This window comes from Gimesia maris, from assembly GCF_008298035.1.
In the GTDB taxonomy this organism is placed as follows: domain Bacteria; phylum Planctomycetota; class Planctomycetia; order Planctomycetales; family Planctomycetaceae; genus Gimesia; species Gimesia maris.
On sequence record NZ_CP042910.1, the window covers coordinates 3,073,444 to 3,088,570 of the forward strand.

The 15,127-nt window shown below is 49.5% G+C and carries 13 protein-coding genes and 1 tRNA gene; 6 read left to right on the plus strand and 8 right to left on the minus strand.

The genetic code is table 11. The features are described from left to right. The first annotated feature begins 115 nt into the window (after window positions 1-115). Window positions 116-1,186, plus strand: a complete 1,071-nt coding sequence (locus GmarT_RS11470; RefSeq protein ID WP_149302716.1) for a GntR family transcriptional regulator — start codon at window positions 116-118, stop codon at window positions 1,184-1,186. Window positions 1,187-1,193: 7 nt separating this feature from the next. Here the strand turns inward: GmarT_RS11470 and GmarT_RS11475 are convergent, their stop codons facing one another. Together GmarT_RS11475 and GmarT_RS11480 are read right to left on the minus strand one after the other, a co-directional pair. Next, complete coding sequence (locus GmarT_RS11475) at window positions 1,194-2,288, minus strand: linear amide C-N hydrolase (protein WP_002647897.1); 1,095 nt, start codon at window positions 2,286-2,288, stop codon at window positions 1,194-1,196. A 547-nt stretch (window positions 2,289-2,835) separates the two neighbouring features. Next, complete coding sequence (locus GmarT_RS11480; RefSeq protein WP_261337841.1) at window positions 2,836-4,467, minus strand: phytoene desaturase family protein; 1,632 nt, start codon at window positions 4,465-4,467, stop codon at window positions 2,836-2,838. Window positions 4,468-4,785: 318 nt separating this feature from the next. Here GmarT_RS11480 and GmarT_RS11485 point away from each other — a divergent pair, with 318 nt between their 5' ends. From GmarT_RS11485 to GmarT_RS11500, 4 genes are all read left to right on the plus strand, one after another. Beyond that, complete coding sequence (locus tag GmarT_RS11485; protein ID WP_002647895.1) at window positions 4,786-5,172, plus strand: hypothetical protein; 387 nt, start codon at window positions 4,786-4,788, stop codon at window positions 5,170-5,172. A gap of 97 nt (window positions 5,173-5,269) precedes the next feature. Beyond that, entirely contained in the window at window positions 5,270-6,811 is a 1,542-nt protein-coding gene (locus GmarT_RS11490) for a sulfatase family protein (protein ID WP_002647894.1), read from the plus strand. A 179-nt stretch (window positions 6,812-6,990) separates the two neighbouring features. Beyond that, window positions 6,991-7,425, plus strand: a complete 435-nt coding sequence (locus GmarT_RS11495) for a hypothetical protein (RefSeq protein ID WP_002647893.1) — start codon at window positions 6,991-6,993, stop codon at window positions 7,423-7,425. A gap of 172 nt (window positions 7,426-7,597) precedes the next feature. Next, on the plus strand, window positions 7,598-8,701 hold the full coding sequence (locus tag GmarT_RS11500; RefSeq protein ID WP_002647892.1) for an acyltransferase family protein: 1,104 nt from the start codon (window positions 7,598-7,600) through the stop codon (window positions 8,699-8,701). 2 nt (window positions 8,702-8,703) lie between these two features. Here the strand turns inward: GmarT_RS11500 and GmarT_RS11505 are convergent, their stop codons facing one another. Both GmarT_RS11505 and GmarT_RS11510 read right to left on the minus strand, forming a co-directional pair. After that, the gene (locus GmarT_RS11505) at window positions 8,704-9,006 is read right to left on the minus strand and encodes a carboxypeptidase-like regulatory domain-containing protein (protein WP_002647891.1); all 303 of its coding nucleotides are present in this window, start codon (window positions 9,004-9,006) and stop codon (window positions 8,704-8,706) included. 264 nt (window positions 9,007-9,270) lie between these two features. Continuing rightward, window positions 9,271-10,209, minus strand: coding sequence for a DUF1559 domain-containing protein (locus GmarT_RS11510; RefSeq protein WP_149302719.1), 939 nt, complete (start codon window positions 10,207-10,209; stop codon window positions 9,271-9,273). Between the two features lie 538 nt (window positions 10,210-10,747). Here GmarT_RS11510 and GmarT_RS11515 point away from each other — a divergent pair. After that, the gene (locus GmarT_RS11515) at window positions 10,748-12,799 is read left to right on the plus strand and encodes a PEP/pyruvate-binding domain-containing protein (RefSeq protein ID WP_002649793.1); all 2,052 of its coding nucleotides are present in this window, start codon (window positions 10,748-10,750) and stop codon (window positions 12,797-12,799) included. A gap of 42 nt (window positions 12,800-12,841) precedes the next feature. On the opposite strand, the gene GmarT_RS11520 is transcribed toward GmarT_RS11515, so the two are convergent. The 4 genes from GmarT_RS11520 to GmarT_RS11540 all read right to left on the minus strand — a co-directional run bounded on the left by GmarT_RS11520 (window position 12,842) and on the right by GmarT_RS11540 (window position 15,088). Beyond that, window positions 12,842-12,923: transfer RNA gene (locus GmarT_RS11520), tRNA-Leu, on the minus strand. A gap of 141 nt (window positions 12,924-13,064) precedes the next feature. Continuing rightward, window positions 13,065-13,592: a UvrB/UvrC motif-containing protein gene (locus GmarT_RS11530; protein ID WP_002649792.1), complete on the minus strand. Its 528-nt coding sequence runs from the start codon at window positions 13,590-13,592 to the stop codon at window positions 13,065-13,067. Window positions 13,593-13,709: 117 nt separating this feature from the next. Further along, window positions 13,710-14,093: a CoA-binding protein gene (locus GmarT_RS11535; protein WP_002649791.1), complete on the minus strand. Its 384-nt coding sequence runs from the start codon at window positions 14,091-14,093 to the stop codon at window positions 13,710-13,712. A 2-nt stretch (window positions 14,094-14,095) separates the two neighbouring features. Then, window positions 14,096-15,088: a DUF6807 family protein gene (locus GmarT_RS11540; RefSeq protein ID WP_002649790.1), complete on the minus strand. Its 993-nt coding sequence runs from the start codon at window positions 15,086-15,088 to the stop codon at window positions 14,096-14,098. Between the last annotated feature and the right edge of the window lie 39 nt (window positions 15,089-15,127).

The window sequence follows — 15,127 nt, forward strand, 5'->3', positions numbered from 1 at the left end:
GTCTAAGGTTAATAATATTATTGTTGCGATATTATTATCTCTTCTGTAATATTATAGAAGAGCGGACAGAATTGAAAGCATAAAACGAGTTTTTTCAAATGAATGAGACACCTCTATGAAACCGGCAATTGTGGATCTGGCCGAGCGGATTCAGACTGACATTCAGGCGCGTAAGCTGAAACCGGGCGATCCCTATTTTACAACCAGTGAGACGGCCCGCTCTTTTCAAGTGAGTGGTACTACCGCGAACCGGGCTTTGCAGCTATTGACACAGCGTCGTGTACTGGTTCGCAAACAACGCGCGGGAACCTTCATCGCCGAACCGGGTAAGAAACAGTCATACGGTCTGAAGTGCGTCCATCTGGTGGTACATCAGAAGTTTCTGGAGCGTGAAGGATTACTGGCTGATGGGATCGTGATTGGCATTCAGCGGGAAATGCCTGACGCTGAGCTGCAGTTCAATTTTCTGCCTCACCGAGAGGAAGAAGTGTATGTGCAGGAGATCGTCAACCGTGCCCTGAAGTCGAGTGAGCCGGAAGGCTTCGTCCTGCAGCGGGCCCAGGTAGGCGTACAGCGGATTCTGGAAGAGAGTGGTCTTCCTGCTGTTGTGAATGGATTATTGCAGCCTTCCATCAGCGGACTGGCGCAGATTGACCGCGACCAGGAGCAGATTGGTCGGCTGCTGATTCAGGAACTGCTGCGAAAGAAGTGCACGCGATTTCTGGTTGTACTGCGAGATCAGGTGACGGCGGGAGATCATCAGTTGCTGGATACGATTCAGCGGGAGCTGAAAGTAGCGGGTTTTGGTCTGGATCAACTCTGTATTCGCTGTCTGCCCGCAGATGACCGTGCGATTCAGGCGGCTGCTTTGGAAGTGCTCCAGCAGTCAACAGGCAAACTGGGAGTACTGTGTCGCTCGGAACCGGCAGCGCGGGCGATTGGAGAATGTGTATTCGGAGAGCCACTGCCTAAGAGCAGGCGTCCGGTGCTGGTTGTAGCAGACCGGTTCGCCCGCGATCAGTCAGACTGCCCGTTTCCTTACATCCGCGCCTGCCTTTCTCCCGTCGCATATGGACAGGAGATCGGCAGAATGCTGCTGCGACAGGTCAACGGCGAAGACGCTCTTTCAATGGAGACGCGCGTCGAAGTGGAACTGGTTCAACCGATCAAAGCGACTCCAAGCTAATTCCGGTTTATCTCGCACAGCCTGAGAGATCGAGGATCGGTTGATCGCCCTGGATGGAAATGGTTTTGATTCCGGCTGCATTCAGATCGATACAGTTCAGATTGATCATTTTGATCGTGCTGTCATCGTAGGTCCGAAAGTAGTAATGTAAATTCTTCAGATCGGAAACGGCGGTCCACAGCGTGTAGTCTGCGGTGACTTTACCGTTCTCGTCCCCGCGGGCAGCTCCTTTGGGAATATCGAACTGATTCAGAATATGAAATACCTGCAATACCCCAGCTCTGGCTGTTGGTACCGGGAAGGCACTTGCTGAAAAGGCGACGGCTCGGACAAACCGGGAAGGTGGCGTGAAGTCGCCAGGAAGTCCGAGCATGCCGCTCCCTTGCCCGAGTCCTTTGATGGTCTGTTTTTTGATTTCAATTTTTGAAACATTGTTTGTCAGCAGATTGACATAATTCCCCAGGTTGGTCATATGCCAGTCAAAAGTGGGTGAGTTTGTAAATACGCCCAGCGGGTTCGGAAATTGATTCAGTTTCCCGTCGACGTATTCCAGGACGATCGAATTTCCGCTGGCATCGGTGGCGATGTAATGGAATGGTGGGATTCCCCCCAGTTCCTCCATGACTGTCTTTCCGACTTTGATCTGTTTGATATTTTCCGCCACTTCTGCGACGGTCGCACAATTGCCGAGCAGATAAAGGGGAACTTCAACCGGACTGATCGTTCTGGAGATCTCCTGTTCCGAGACGTCCTGAAATCCGGCATAATCGGGAAAGTAAAAGATGCCGACATGCAAACCTTTTTCGTTAATTCCGTCAGCAATCACGGGCAGACCAAACGCATTCATTCCGACCATGCCATACTTTGTATTCCACTGAAGTCCCTGTCTATTGCCGGGAGCCGTCCCCACGAAAGCATGATTGCGAGGGACAATAATGATATTCGACTGCAGGTCCTGGGCGAATTCGAGTGTGCGCCCGAAAATCACTGACCCATCTTTCGGATTGACGGTAATTCCTGTACAAGCCCGACTGGTAACAGGCGCGAATGAAGTGAGTGAGATCAGTCCCGCTATGGCAATGGAATGAATGAAGCGTTTCAATTAATTCTCCGTGTTTCTTGTATTTGCAGCAGTTTATCGTGAGATATCGTAAATGTGTGTGAAAGGTTCTATTCTAAGAGTCATCCTGTTTTTGTAAGAACCAGATCGCAGGTAATACATGCTTCGACTGTCTGACTACGAAAATTAAAAAAAGGAGAAAGTCAGTGACAAAATCTCTAGAAATGAGAGAGAGCATAGCGACAAATCATTTTAAACCGGCTGGAACGCATACACCGAAACTGAAGTGCTCCCGCATTGATGCGGGTAGACGGGTCAAACCGGTTTATGCAACTGTAGCGCCGACGACACGATGGAAACCCTCATCAGCAGGGAGGGATTTCTGAAAAATGGTCTGTACAGATTTATTAGCACTGAGGGGAGAAATCGGTGTGTGTACCTGAAAAAATGTTTTCGATCAGAGTTTATTTCACAATTGGAAACCAGGAAACCAGGCTCATTCGTATCGCATTCAACTATAGCGTCTGTCAATTTTATGCTACTCGACCCAATGGTCCTGCAGACGCTACAGTAAAAAAATGGATACCGTCTAAGGTCTTCCATCCCGCAGCATCTCTCTGGCCGCATTGCGACCGCAGGCTCCCATGACTCCCCCTCCCGGATGAGCGGCACTACCACACAGATAGAGCCCTTTGATGGGGGTGCGGTAATCGCTCCAGCCGGGGACCGGACGCATGTTGTATAACTGATGGGTGGGCATGGCTCCCTGGAAAATGTTGCCGCCCGTCAGACTGAAGATTCGTTCCAGATCGAGTGGTGAGAGAACCTGACGATGCAGCACTGAAGCAGGTACATTCGGCGCAAATTCGGCAATACGATTAATACAACGATCTGCGAAGTCTTCTTTGATCTCGTCCCAGTTTCCGCTGGCCAGCTGGTAGGGAGCATATTGCACAAACAGGGATAGGATATGCTGGCCGGGGGGAGCCAGAGTCGTATCGACGGCCGAGGGGATTGTCATTTCGATGATCGGTTTTTGAGACGGTTTACCATATTTGGCATCGTCGTAGGCTCGTTCGATCTCTTCACAGGTGGCGCCGATATGAATGGTCCCCCGGTGCTGTGGCTGCGGTTCCTGACTGCCGGGTTGACAGGTGAAATCGGGGAGTTCGCTGACGGCAACGTTGATTTTCATGCTGGCGCTGCTGTAGTCAATGCGGCTGACCGCTTTCTCGAACGTTTCGGGGAGTGTACCCGCGGGGATCAGCTTTTCGAATGTGACATGCGCGTCGGCGTTCGAAGCGACGGAACGGGTCGCGATGGTTTCGCCTGTGGATAAACGAACCCCTGAGATCTGCTGACCCGAGATAAGGATTTCTTCAACAGTGATACCGGTACGAATCTCAACACCTGCTGCTTTCGCAGAGGCCGCCATTGCCTGGCCCAAAGCTCCCATGCCCCCTTCCACATAGCCCCAGACGCCTCGTGCGCCGCCAGCGGAACCCATCACATGGTGCAGTAGCACATAGGCCGTCCCCGGTGCAGACGGCGGTTGAAAAGTACCAATAATCGCATCGGTGGCCAGTGTTGCTTTGAGGATATCCGATTCGAACCAGCGGTTCAGAATGGGGAGTGCGGGGCCGGTGAGCAGCTCAATTGCTTCGGGGATCGTTTCCCCCAGATGTTTAAGTGACTGATGTAAATGGTAGGCGGTTTTTGTATCGCGAAATTTCTTCCTGAAGCCGACGGACCGCCAGCTGGCAGGAAGTGGCAGCAGATCGGGGGGTGTCTGCATCAGAGCGGGTTCCAGGCACTCGGCGATTTTTTGCAGCATCGCTTCATAGCGGGGAAACTGTTCCGCATCGCGTGTGCTGAACTGCGAAATCTGTTGCTGATTCTGTTTCAGATCGGGACCGAGCAACAGAGATCTGCCATCGGTTCCGGGGGTGAAAGAACTGGGATTGCGCGGCAGAACGCGGTAGCCGTGACGGGCCAGTTGCATTTCTTCTTCAATTTCAGGAAGAAGCAGACTGACCAGATAGGAAGCGGTAGAGACTTTAAAGCCGGGCCAGAGTTCCTCGGTCACACAGGCGCCGCCAACCAGATCGCGGCGTTCGAGAACCAGAACCTTCCACCCCTGTTTTGCCAGTTGATGGGCACACACCAGGCCATTATGCCCTGCTCCGATAATCACACAGTCATACATTAAGGTTGTTTCCAGGTGAGTAAAGAATCAATTTTCGAAACAGGTTGTATTATGAAATAAAAAGGACGATGTACCAGTGTGAGAGAGGATCAATCCTGTACGCTGTGGTTATGTTTTAAAAAAAGAGTTCGGAAACAGAGGGAGTGTGTACAGTCATTCCAGAGCCCGTTATGATTTTGTTTGTATTTTACTCACAATGAAACTCATGAGCTTTTTTCGGAATGATACAGGATGGGAACGAATCAAACTGGGTGGACGGTCATATTACTGATGTGCGTATTCTTAATTGCCGGTTGCGGTCGATCAGCTTCTCCGCCGAAGGCAGTGGCCCCAATGAGTCCTGAAGAAAACGCACTTGATATCGTAACCGCCATTTACAAAATCAGCGCGGACGTAAAGAAAAAAGTACCTCAGAACTGGGGAGATCTCGAAAATTATGCATCCAGTTTACAGAATCCTGCGCGTCAGGATGCTCTGGATGCGATCAGGAAAATAAAAGATTTGAACTACAAGGTAACCTGGGGCATTGATAGTATGGTGTTGAAAGAAAAAAACGCCAGTGCGAAAGAATATGTTCTCTTCGAATCCCCGGACGGCCATTTGAAATCGACCTATGGGGGTACGATTCTGAAAGAGGATCCAGAGGAAGGTAAAGAAGAAGTGGAACTGGAAAAGGTGGAATCCGACGAGAAACAAACAGATACTGCGACAGCGCGATAATTGAAGACGTTGATAGTGATTACTTCTTTCAGCCAGACGAACGTACTTTTGATCATATTACAGAAACGACTAACATTTTCTGACAACGGGTGAACTCATGCGACTGATTTCTCTGATGTGCTTACTGTTTTGTGTCCTGCTCTCTCCGGTTTGCGCGGCCGACCTGGAACTGGAAAAGATCGAAGGGGCCAAACCCAGGAATGTGGTTTTTATTCTTGCCGATGACCATCGTTACGATGTGATGGGTTTTCTGGGGCACCCATGGGTGGAGACCCCGGCGATGGATGCGATGGCCAAAGACGGTGTGTACTTCAAGAATGCGATGGTAACGACTTCGCTGTGTTCGCCCAGTCGTGCATCGATCTTGACTGGTCAGTATATGCACAATCATGGTGTCGTGGATAACAACGTGTCAGCGAAACCAGGCACGATTTTCTTTCCACAGTATCTGCAACAGGCAGGCTACAAGACCGGGTTCTTCGGGAAATGGCATATGGGAGGGCATTCGGATGATCCGCGGCCTGGTTTTGATAAATGGATCTCCTTTCGCGGACAAGGACATTATTATCCTCCCAGGCACCTGAAAAAATGGTCGTTGAATATCGATGGGAAATCGGTACCTCAAAAAGGCTATATCACGGATGAACTGACGGATTACGCCATTGAGTGGCTGGATGATACGGTAAAACCGAGTGGCAAACCGTTCTTCGTTTATTTGTCGCATAAAGGCGTGCATGGGATGTTTCATCCGGCGGAACGACATGCCGGGCGCTATAAAGACAAGTCGATGCCGATCCCCAAGACGATGGAAAACACCTCGGAGAATTATTTCAATAAGCCGATGTGGCTCAAGAATCAACGGAACAGCTGGCATGGCGTCGACTTCGCGTATCACCAGGATACAGACATTGAAGAACATTACCGCCTGTATTGTGAAGCGTTGCTGAGTGTCGACGAATCGATTGCCCGTGTGCGGAAATGGTTGAAAGACAACGGCCTGGCAGAGAATACGCTGGTCATGTATATGGGTGACAACGGCTTCCAGTGGGGCGAACATGGTCTGATCGACAAACGGACTGCCTACGAGGCTTCCATGCGTGTGCCCCTGGTCGGGGTCTGTCCCGGTCTGTGGAAACCGGGAACGGTCATTAATGAAGTCGTTGCGAATATCGATATAGGCCCGACCATCCTGGCTGCCGCCGGTTTGAAGACGCCAGCTCAGATGGATGGTCAAAGTTTTCTGCAACTGGCTGCTGGAAAGCTGCCTGCGAAAGACTGGCGACAGAATATTCTCTATGAATACTATTGGGAATATAATTTCCCACAGACGCCAACCACTTTTGCGCTGCGAACTCCGCGGTATAAATTCATCCAATATCACGGCATCTGGGATATTGACGAACTCTACGATATGGAGAAAGATCCCCACGAAGAGCATAATCTGATCTTTGACAAGGACCAGCAGAAACGCATTCAGAAAATGCGTGCAGACCTGCATGCGATCCTGGAGAAAGCGGACGCCGACCGGGTCCCCTTCAGTCACAAGCGTCGCATGGGGGCCAACCTGCGTCTCAAAAGCGGATCGAAGCCTGCTGATTTCAACGACAAACTGATGCGGGAGAAGGATGCGAAGAACTAAGGCATTACAAAACACTGTATTTATATTCCATGAATAATTGCTTCCATATTGATGTCACTCTCAAAAAAAGATTGTCAGCTTCGTTTCCGTGATTTAAAATAACCCTCAGGAGATTGTGGGCCCATTCGTCCTGGTATCTGTGTTTTCAGTTTGATGTACCAGAATAAGGGGGAACGGAAATGAAGGAGTCTTATTTCAGGGAGCAACGCATCCAGTATCAGAAATGTCCAGATTGTCAGGCGGATATCGAACTGGATACAGAACAGTGTCGATTTTGTGACTGCAAGCTGACTGCTGAAGCGCAGGAATCAGAACTGGAATCATCGCTCCTTTGCAGCGTTGTCGAAAGCGATTCAACCGGCAGCATTGTGGTCATGCTGATTTTGAACATCGTGGTCAGTCTGGCCGGCGTCTTTGTTACTTCTGCGGATCGATATTCAGAAAAGCCAACCCATGACCATGAGTTTCGTCTGGCGGAACAGGATCGTGATTATGCCACAAGCCTGTTTCACAAGAAACGTTCCCATTCTGAGGTTCGCTTCAACGAGCCACCAGATCGAAATGCTGTGATCGAATGCAGGAGAGACAGCAGGCATCGACAGCACCGGGACTAATTGATTTCTGTGTATAATGACTGCTGATTTGATTCGATATTCCGGTTTGTCGAAGAGGTTCACCTTGCGCAGCTAATTGAGAGCCGATTATTTATCTTGACAGAACGGGTGAGTTCAGCGACAGTCTGAGGAGTATGATGACTGTTATTATAGTTCTACTCCGGGACAGAAAATGGATTCGCTGCCCCTCGATCATCCTCGCCTGAAAAAAAATAACTTCGATCTCCTTCGGTTACTGTTTGCCTCGATGGTCTGCGTGGTGCACGCATATGATGTTTCCGATTTCGGGCAACTGGCTATTCTGGCAGGAGTTCTGTCATCTAAAGTGGCCGTGCAGGGGTTTTTTGTTGTCAGCGGTTTTCTGATCGTCATGAGTTATGAACGGTCTTCTTCGCTGAAATCTTATGCCAGCAAACGGCTTCGGCGAATATATCCGGCCTATTTCACAGTGGTGATATTGTCAGCCGTTTTTCTGGTTCTGGTCAGTCAGAAGCTGGTGCAAGAGTATTTCTCATACGCCTGGTTACAGTACCTGGCTGCTAACCTCACGTTTCTGAATTTTCTGCACCCCTCTCTGCCGGGTGTTTTTGAAGCCAATAAATATGCAGCTGTGAACGGCGCGTTATGGACTCTCAAAGTGGAAGCGATGTTTTACATTGCAGTGCCTGTACTGGTCTATTTCTTTCGACGATTCCCCAGGCTGCCGATCCTGTTCCTGATTTACCTGCTTTCAATTGGCTACAGCGAACTTCTGCTGACTGCTTCTGCGAGGACGGGCGTAGAGTTCTACGCGCGACTGGCACGACAGCTGCCGGGACAGATGTGTTTCTTTATGGCGGGGGCGACGTTGTTTTACTATTTGAACTTTTTTGAACGAAATGTCAAATGGTTTGCGATAGTGGCTGCTGTCATTCTGATGGTTGATGGGGTTGTCGTTCCTTTGCCCTGGCTGCAACCGGCTGCGCTGGCGACGCTGGTTATCTTTTTCGGATTGTTTCTGTATGCGGGAAACTTCGGAAAATATGGTGACTTTTCCTACGGCGTTTACATCCTGCATTTCCCGATTCTACAGCTACTGTTGAACTCCGGCTGGTTTGCAGAACGCCCGTGGCTGTTTCTGCTGACAACCATCGGCCTGACTGCGGTGGGGGCGTTCCTGATGTGGAATCTGGTTGAGAAACGCTTCCTGTTACGCAGCAGTCATTATGTTGCCGCGGTCGAAACGCCGGCAGATGAGCTGACGGTCCCGCAACCAGCCAGCCTGTCAGCCGAGTAATTTTATTTTGATTTCAAATCGAAGTCGAAACTGTTGTCGCCTTCTTTGACCTCAGCTGTCAGCTCCGTTTTGTTGTTATACTTAGCAGGTATCAGTTGTTCCCCTGCTTGCTCCGGGTCATCTGGCATCTTGCTAATCAAAACTTTGTGGCTTCCTGGTGTCGCCCCGGAGGCATCCGAATTATATTGGAGCGTGTAAGAGCCATCGCTTTCCGTGGTTGCACTTGATGCACGGCGTCTGGCTTTGTCAGTGGCCTGCTGTGGTTCAAAAATAACTTTTGCGCCTTCGAGGGGCGCACCATCCATGGTTATGACGCCTGTGACTTGAGCGAGTTCGGGGATAGGTTCTCCTCCACTGCCGCAGCCTGAAACCGAAAAGATCAAAATAGTAAAGAGGATAGAGTTTACTCGTTGTGGTACGCAAACATTGAGCATGATATAGAAATCTTATTTTAAAGAAGTATGAGAGGCTGAAACTATCTGCAGGCTTTCGTTGAGAGAAATACCGCGATGGAAAGTTTCCATCGCGGTATTTCAGACGATACAAAGAATGACTAAAAGAGCATTCCTTTAAAATTCAGGAAGGATTTCTCCACCTCTGACCGAAATTAAAGCGGCTACAACACCGACACGGTCGACATTTTCACTCAGGAATCGGACGGCCCCATCAGCCAAAAGGATATGACCACCACCTACATGGTGACTACCTGCGCCCCAGGCATATTGTTTGTTGTTTCCATCATAGTTGAAGTTTAGCGTATAGTTCAATTTTGCTGGTGTAATGAAAAACGTATGGGCCGCTGCATTCCAGAAGGGACCATAGCTGGTTGACGTTTTATTCAACGGGGTTTCTACAAAAATCATGGTGTTACTGGTGCCGTCCGTGATATCGCGGAATCTGGCAGCGCCGTTACGCCCCAATACCCCTTTTTCGATGCTGGTATTACTTTCCCAGCTACCCATACTGGCGCCGTATTGATAAGTAGCTACACCATAGCTGGTCCGCCAGCCGGGAGTCGCATGGTAAGTACCTGATGTAACAGATTGTGATGGATTCCCGGGATCCGAGGGACAGAGAAATACAGGGACCGGCGATGTAACAATGGATGTTTGATCTGTAGTGGGAGCAGCTGTAGTGCAACCTGAGTGAACTCCGCGTCCACTTGGGAGGCTGAAGTTATACTGGTTATAAAGATTTGCCTGGTCAATGTACGGTAGAATCATCTGATAACAGGTATGATTCAGGATTGGAGATGAGCCTTGGACACTAGCGCAACCCGTCAGACCAGCATTAATAGTAGCTGGTGGGAATACGCGATGTGTATCGTGGTAGTTATGAAGTGCCAGACCCATCTGTTTCAGATTGTTTTTACAGGTGCTGCGGCGGGCTGCTTCGCGGGCCTGTTGTACTGCAGGTAACAGCAGTGCGATTAAAATGGCGATGATCGCAATCACCACTAGAAGTTCAATCAGGGTGAAACCGTGTTTCCGTGACTTTTGTGTGCGCATGAAAGTGCCTTTTTCATAGAATGAGAAGAAAGAAATAGAACTCAGAAGAATGGACGTGACTGGTGTTTCGTTGATGGGAGCGCGCAACTGGCGAAATCAGTTTTGCTACTGTTTGTAAATATTACTTAACAGTGCCAACTAATTATGTGACTGGTGTGAAGCTCACGCAACCTCATTTGTTAAGAATTATAATTAAATGCGGCGTTTTTATTTAAGAATTTTGAATAATCAAAACATTCATTGGTAAGATAATGTATACTAACGGTTTAGAGTTCGCCCATCCCGCAGACTAATCGATTCTATCATTGGAAACGGTATTTTCTTAACGTTTCAACAGAAATCGCATGAGACAGAGGATACTTGTGTGTCCTTATTCGCTGATGAGGGGAAGTGATCAAAGTCGTTTATTTTCGAAGTGCAATCAGATACGTGAAAACTCGGGGATGAGTTAACATTGGGAATTAAATTCGTTACTTCTTTACTGATTCTGTGTAAGTGATCCTGAAACTGGCTTCCATTGATTTAATCAGGAGAAAAAATGGACCGTCTTATTTATCAACTCTCAGAGCTGGACTCCTCGCTGGTAGCTGAAGCGGGAGGGAAAGGAGCTTCCCTGGGAGAATTGATGCGGGCACGGGCGCCGGTTCCCCCTGGTTTTGTTGTAACAAGCGCTGCCTTCCGACATTATTTTTCTGCAACGGAACTCCAGCGGCCGATGCTTGAAATTATGCAGGCATCGAAATCCAATGAGATCGATTATTCACAGGCTCATCAGCGCATTCGATCCTGTGTTGAAGCCGTTGAGGTGCCTGTTGAAATCTGTGAAGCGGTGCTGATCGCAGCAGAGAAATTAGCAGCGCCACGTGTTTCGGTCCGATCCAGTGCGACGTGTGAAGACAGTGCCACCAGTGCCTGGGCGGGACAACTGGAGACCTTTCTGGATGTCACTCCCGAAGAAATTATTGATAAAATCCGGAACTGCTGGCTGTCTCTGTTTAGCGAGTCAGCGTTGTCTTATGGCGGGTGTCATGGATTTTCCACGGGAGAAATTTCTGTGGCTGTGGTTGTGCAACAGATGGTGCAGAGTGAGATCTCCGGTATCGGGTTTTCGGTTCACCCTGTTACCCAGGAACCTGAAATTCAATTAATTGAAGCCTGCCTGGGGCTGGGGGAAGCGATCGTTTCCGGGCGTATCACTCCGGATCAGTTTGTTGTCGAGCGGGGTTCCCGTCAGATTCTGGAATCAATTACCGGAGATCAGAAAGAAGCATTGTGGATCGCTGAGGGGAACTCGAAACCAGTCTGGCAGGAACTCGATGGTCGAGGCAGACAACCGAAAATCACGCAAGAACAGGTTTCCGAGTATTCCGCCCTGTTGAACCAGTTACACGAGCACTACGGTCATCCCATTGATACAGAATGGGCAATACAGGATGGGGACTTTCAGGTTTTACAGGCGCGACCGATCACGACCCTGGCGCCGGAATACAATAAGCGGCTGTTTGATGATTCGCAGGGATGGCAATTCTGCGTTCGTCGTCCTTTTTTCCTGCTGGCTGCCTCCCTGCTCCCTTACTGGATGGATGCGAAACACGCGGACAATACGCTGGGCGCACATCTGAATGAAGCGTTGCTGATTCAGGATGAAACCGGGATGATGAATATGTTTTATACTCAAAGTTCCAGTGAAGCCTTTCTCGAGCGCATCAGTGATCTGTTTCAGAATGATCGTGAGCAACTTCTCCGCATCTTAAGGTATGGGCTTGGAATTTATGCACAGGCACCACCTGTCATCGAACAGGGGTTGAGTGGATTTGAGAACCTGGCAGAACTCGAAGACCTGTTTGCTGACATCGCCCAGCATACGACGGTATTTCCTGCCTGGGTTCTCATCTATATTGAAGCCTGTCAGATTGATGACCCTGAAGTGCGGTCTCTGGCAGAGCAGATTCGTTCCCATTCTCTGTATCCGGTGATTGAACGAAATATCCTGCAGCCTCTGGCCTCTCAGACCGCAGAGCAACTCGGTTTTGCTGAGCCGGATTGCGCCTGCGAATTGATATTGTGGAGTGAGTTGAAATCAGGAACCGTAACGCGCGAACTGCTGGAATCCCGATACGAAGCAATCAGGGAGGGCAAACGGTTCATTTTTCAGGTCATTGATGGTGAGGAAACATTTCACCTGGTTTCTCAGACCGGATATTTACTGACTCGATTGGCGAAGCAGCGTAACCTTCAGGTCCGCACCAACGAAAACGAGCTGACAGGACAAGTCGCGTGGCCGGGAATTTTTCAGGGGCGGGCACGGGTGGTTCTCAGCCTGGATGCGCTGGGACTGACACTTTCGCCTGATGAGGTTCTGGTTTCGATCCAGTCCAATCCGGCATTGATGCCTTTACTGCAGCAGTGTGGTGCGATTGTAACTGATGATGGCGGTATTGCCTGTCACGCTGCGATACTGGCGCGGGAATTGAAAAAACCGACCTTAATTGGCACGAGAGAAGCAACGATAAAAATCCAGACCGGCGACTTGATCGAAATAGACACTTACGCCCAGGTCGTGCGAATTCTGGAGAAGAAGCAGTCTTAATAAAAAAGCACTGATACCAGGCAGGCATCAGTGCTATTCGAATGGGGATGACAGGACTTGAACCTGCACGCCTTGCGGCACTAGATCCTAAATCTAGCGTGTCTGCCAATTCCACCACATCCCCGGATGGAGTTACTTTCAGTGGGAATACTAACGATTTCCGGTAGTTGATACAAATCGCAGATGAGAAAAAAGTCTGACTTTCAGCGGGATTCTCGAAGATTTCTTCGTTCGCTCCCCGAAATTCTGAGACAGACTGTACGCGTTATTCAGTTGGAGAATCCGTCTCAGATGACTCGTTTTCTTCTTCCTGCTCAAGTTTGGAAATCTGGTCGCGGAGGGAAGCGGCGGCTTCGTAATTTTCTTCCGCTACCGCAGCCGTCAACTCCCTGCGGAGCTTAATCAAATTGTACTGCTGCTGACTGGAAGTGGGTGCCCGCTTGGGAAATTTACCGATATGTTCACACGCACCATGAATATTTTCCAGAAGCTGTATCAGGGGCTCGCGGAACGCAATGTAATCATGTGGACAGCCCAGACGCCCTTCACTGCGAAATTCCTGGAATGTGATCCCGCAATTCGGACACTCCAGTTCCTCGTCCAGATCCAGGTCCTGTGAGTTGAGTTCGATCAGAGTTGCCTCGTCCTGGGGTTCCCATTCATCGGAGGGAGCCTGGCCACTGATGTATTCCTGAAAATGTTCTTCACAGAAATGAAGCGCCTGTGCCTCCCCGTTTTGAATTTCGGTCAGGTGGTAGACAGCGGGTTTATTACAGACTCTACATTTTTTCATGGTTGAAACTTTTTGGATAATGGACTGATAAGGTTTTCCTGAACAGGAAACATGCCACCTCTACTCTGATTCTATACGAACCGGTAGCGGGGCTCAATCGCGATTCCCAATTTGATTTCAATCCGGATGAGCAGACGGCGATTCGCCGATGTCAACGATGCTGCAGGCCCGAATGATGTCCAGCCCCAGTTCGCTGGCCCGCCTAAGTAACTCAGGACTTTCGCTGCCCGGATTAAACCAGACTTCGTCGGCGCCTTTCGCCTGGATTTCTTCCAGTAAACTGATCCCGATCTGCGGTGGAACATACACGCTGATCCGATCCAGGTGAGCAACTGGCACCTCTGACAGGCTGGGGTAGACGGTTAGACCTTCAAGGCTCGTTTCGGTCGGATGAATCGGGAAGACTTCGTAACCCTGTTTCAGATGTGCACGGACCGACTTGTTTCCGTATTTTTGTCGGTCCGCACTGGCTCCAATAATGGCGACTGTCTGCTTTGGCATGCTTAGTCCTGTTTTTTCAAAGTAGAGACAAATTCGTCGTAATGTTTCTGGACCTCTGCCTGCGTCGGAGTTTTTCCTTCGCTGACAATCACCCGGTACTTCATTTCCAATGGTTTGCTTTCATCAAACTTTGTGTCAAAAAAGGCACCAAAGCGACCGTAGGGACGTTCGGAATAACGTGATGGTTCAGGGACGCTGGGGTCTTCCAGATATTCCACGTTATAGCGTTTTCCGTCAATTTCGTAAGACATGGCAAACCAGCCCAGATTCGTGTGACCATTGGGGTCGGTTTTGTCAGAGACCTGGAAGGGGGCCGGCTGCTGTGGGAATCCAGCGGGACGTACATACGTGGCATTGTTGGATTCTGCGACGTCCTGGGCTGCCCGGTACTGGAATCCGGCGTGCTGACGGTCTCCGTCCAGAACAATTTCGCCTCGTTTGCTTTCCAGTTGCGTCTGCCAGTCGATCTGCCAGGCAGGGAGTTTTGAGTTGGCGACTTCAACAGGGGTGACTGTGACTTTGCGAGTTTCAATGATCACAGGTTTTCCCTTGGCATCTTCCCAGTGAATTTCGGAAGTCATCGTGCCCTGTTTGGGGCCCCCTTTCATTTCCAGCATTTTCTCATGACGCAGATGTGCGCCATTTTTGCAGTGCCAGAAATCGAGTTCTGTGCCTTCAAATTTGGTTTTATTCCAGCCGACATACAAGCCACGGTGGTGTGTGTATTTTCCGCCTGGTCCTTTGGTGATGACTTTTTTGCTGCCTGGGCCGTAAACGTGGTGAAAAACCTTGTAGGTATCGTGAAAACTCTCTTTCGATGAGTCGTCATAGGGATAGACATACTGCAGGACAGGATTTCCGTTAAAGTACAGATCGGCCACTTTTTTTTCCGGCTGATCCTTCCAGGTGAATCCCGATTTTTCACTGGCTTGAATGCCTGCTGAAACAGTTAAATATGCCAGCAGAACGAGGGTGGTTGCGATAAGACGATTCATAGCAGCTTCCGTGAATGTAAAAGAGGGGTGAAGTTTTGA

Excerpts from the sequence above, each read along its gene's own strand:
- GmarT_RS11470 (WP_149302716.1), top strand. The coding sequence starts at position 116 with ATGAAACCGGCAATTGTGGATCTGGCCGAGCGGATTCAGACTGACATT.
- GmarT_RS11485 (WP_002647895.1), top strand. The coding sequence starts at position 4,786 with ATGAGTCCTGAAGAAAACGCACTTGATATCGTAACCGCCATTTACAAA.
- GmarT_RS11490 (WP_002647894.1), top strand. The coding sequence starts at position 5,270 with ATGCGACTGATTTCTCTGATGTGCTTACTGTTTTGTGTCCTGCTCTCT.
- GmarT_RS11495 (WP_002647893.1), top strand. The coding sequence starts at position 6,991 with ATGAAGGAGTCTTATTTCAGGGAGCAACGCATCCAGTATCAGAAATGT.
- GmarT_RS11500 (WP_002647892.1), top strand. The coding sequence starts at position 7,598 with ATGGATTCGCTGCCCCTCGATCATCCTCGCCTGAAAAAAAATAACTTC.
- GmarT_RS11505 (WP_002647891.1), bottom strand. The coding sequence starts at position 9,006 with ATGGATGGTGCGCCCCTCGAAGGCGCAAAAGTTATTTTTGAACCACAG.
- GmarT_RS11510 (WP_149302719.1), bottom strand. The coding sequence starts at position 10,209 with ATGCGCACACAAAAGTCACGGAAACACGGTTTCACCCTGATTGAACTT.
- GmarT_RS11515 (WP_002649793.1), top strand. The coding sequence starts at position 10,748 with ATGGACCGTCTTATTTATCAACTCTCAGAGCTGGACTCCTCGCTGGTA.
- GmarT_RS11530 (WP_002649792.1), bottom strand. The coding sequence starts at position 13,592 with ATGAAAAAATGTAGAGTCTGTAATAAACCCGCTGTCTACCACCTGACC.
- GmarT_RS11535 (WP_002649791.1), bottom strand. The coding sequence starts at position 14,093 with ATGCCAAAGCAGACAGTCGCCATTATTGGAGCCAGTGCGGACCGACAA.
- GmarT_RS11540 (WP_002649790.1), bottom strand. The coding sequence starts at position 15,088 with ATGAATCGTCTTATCGCAACCACCCTCGTTCTGCTGGCATATTTAACT.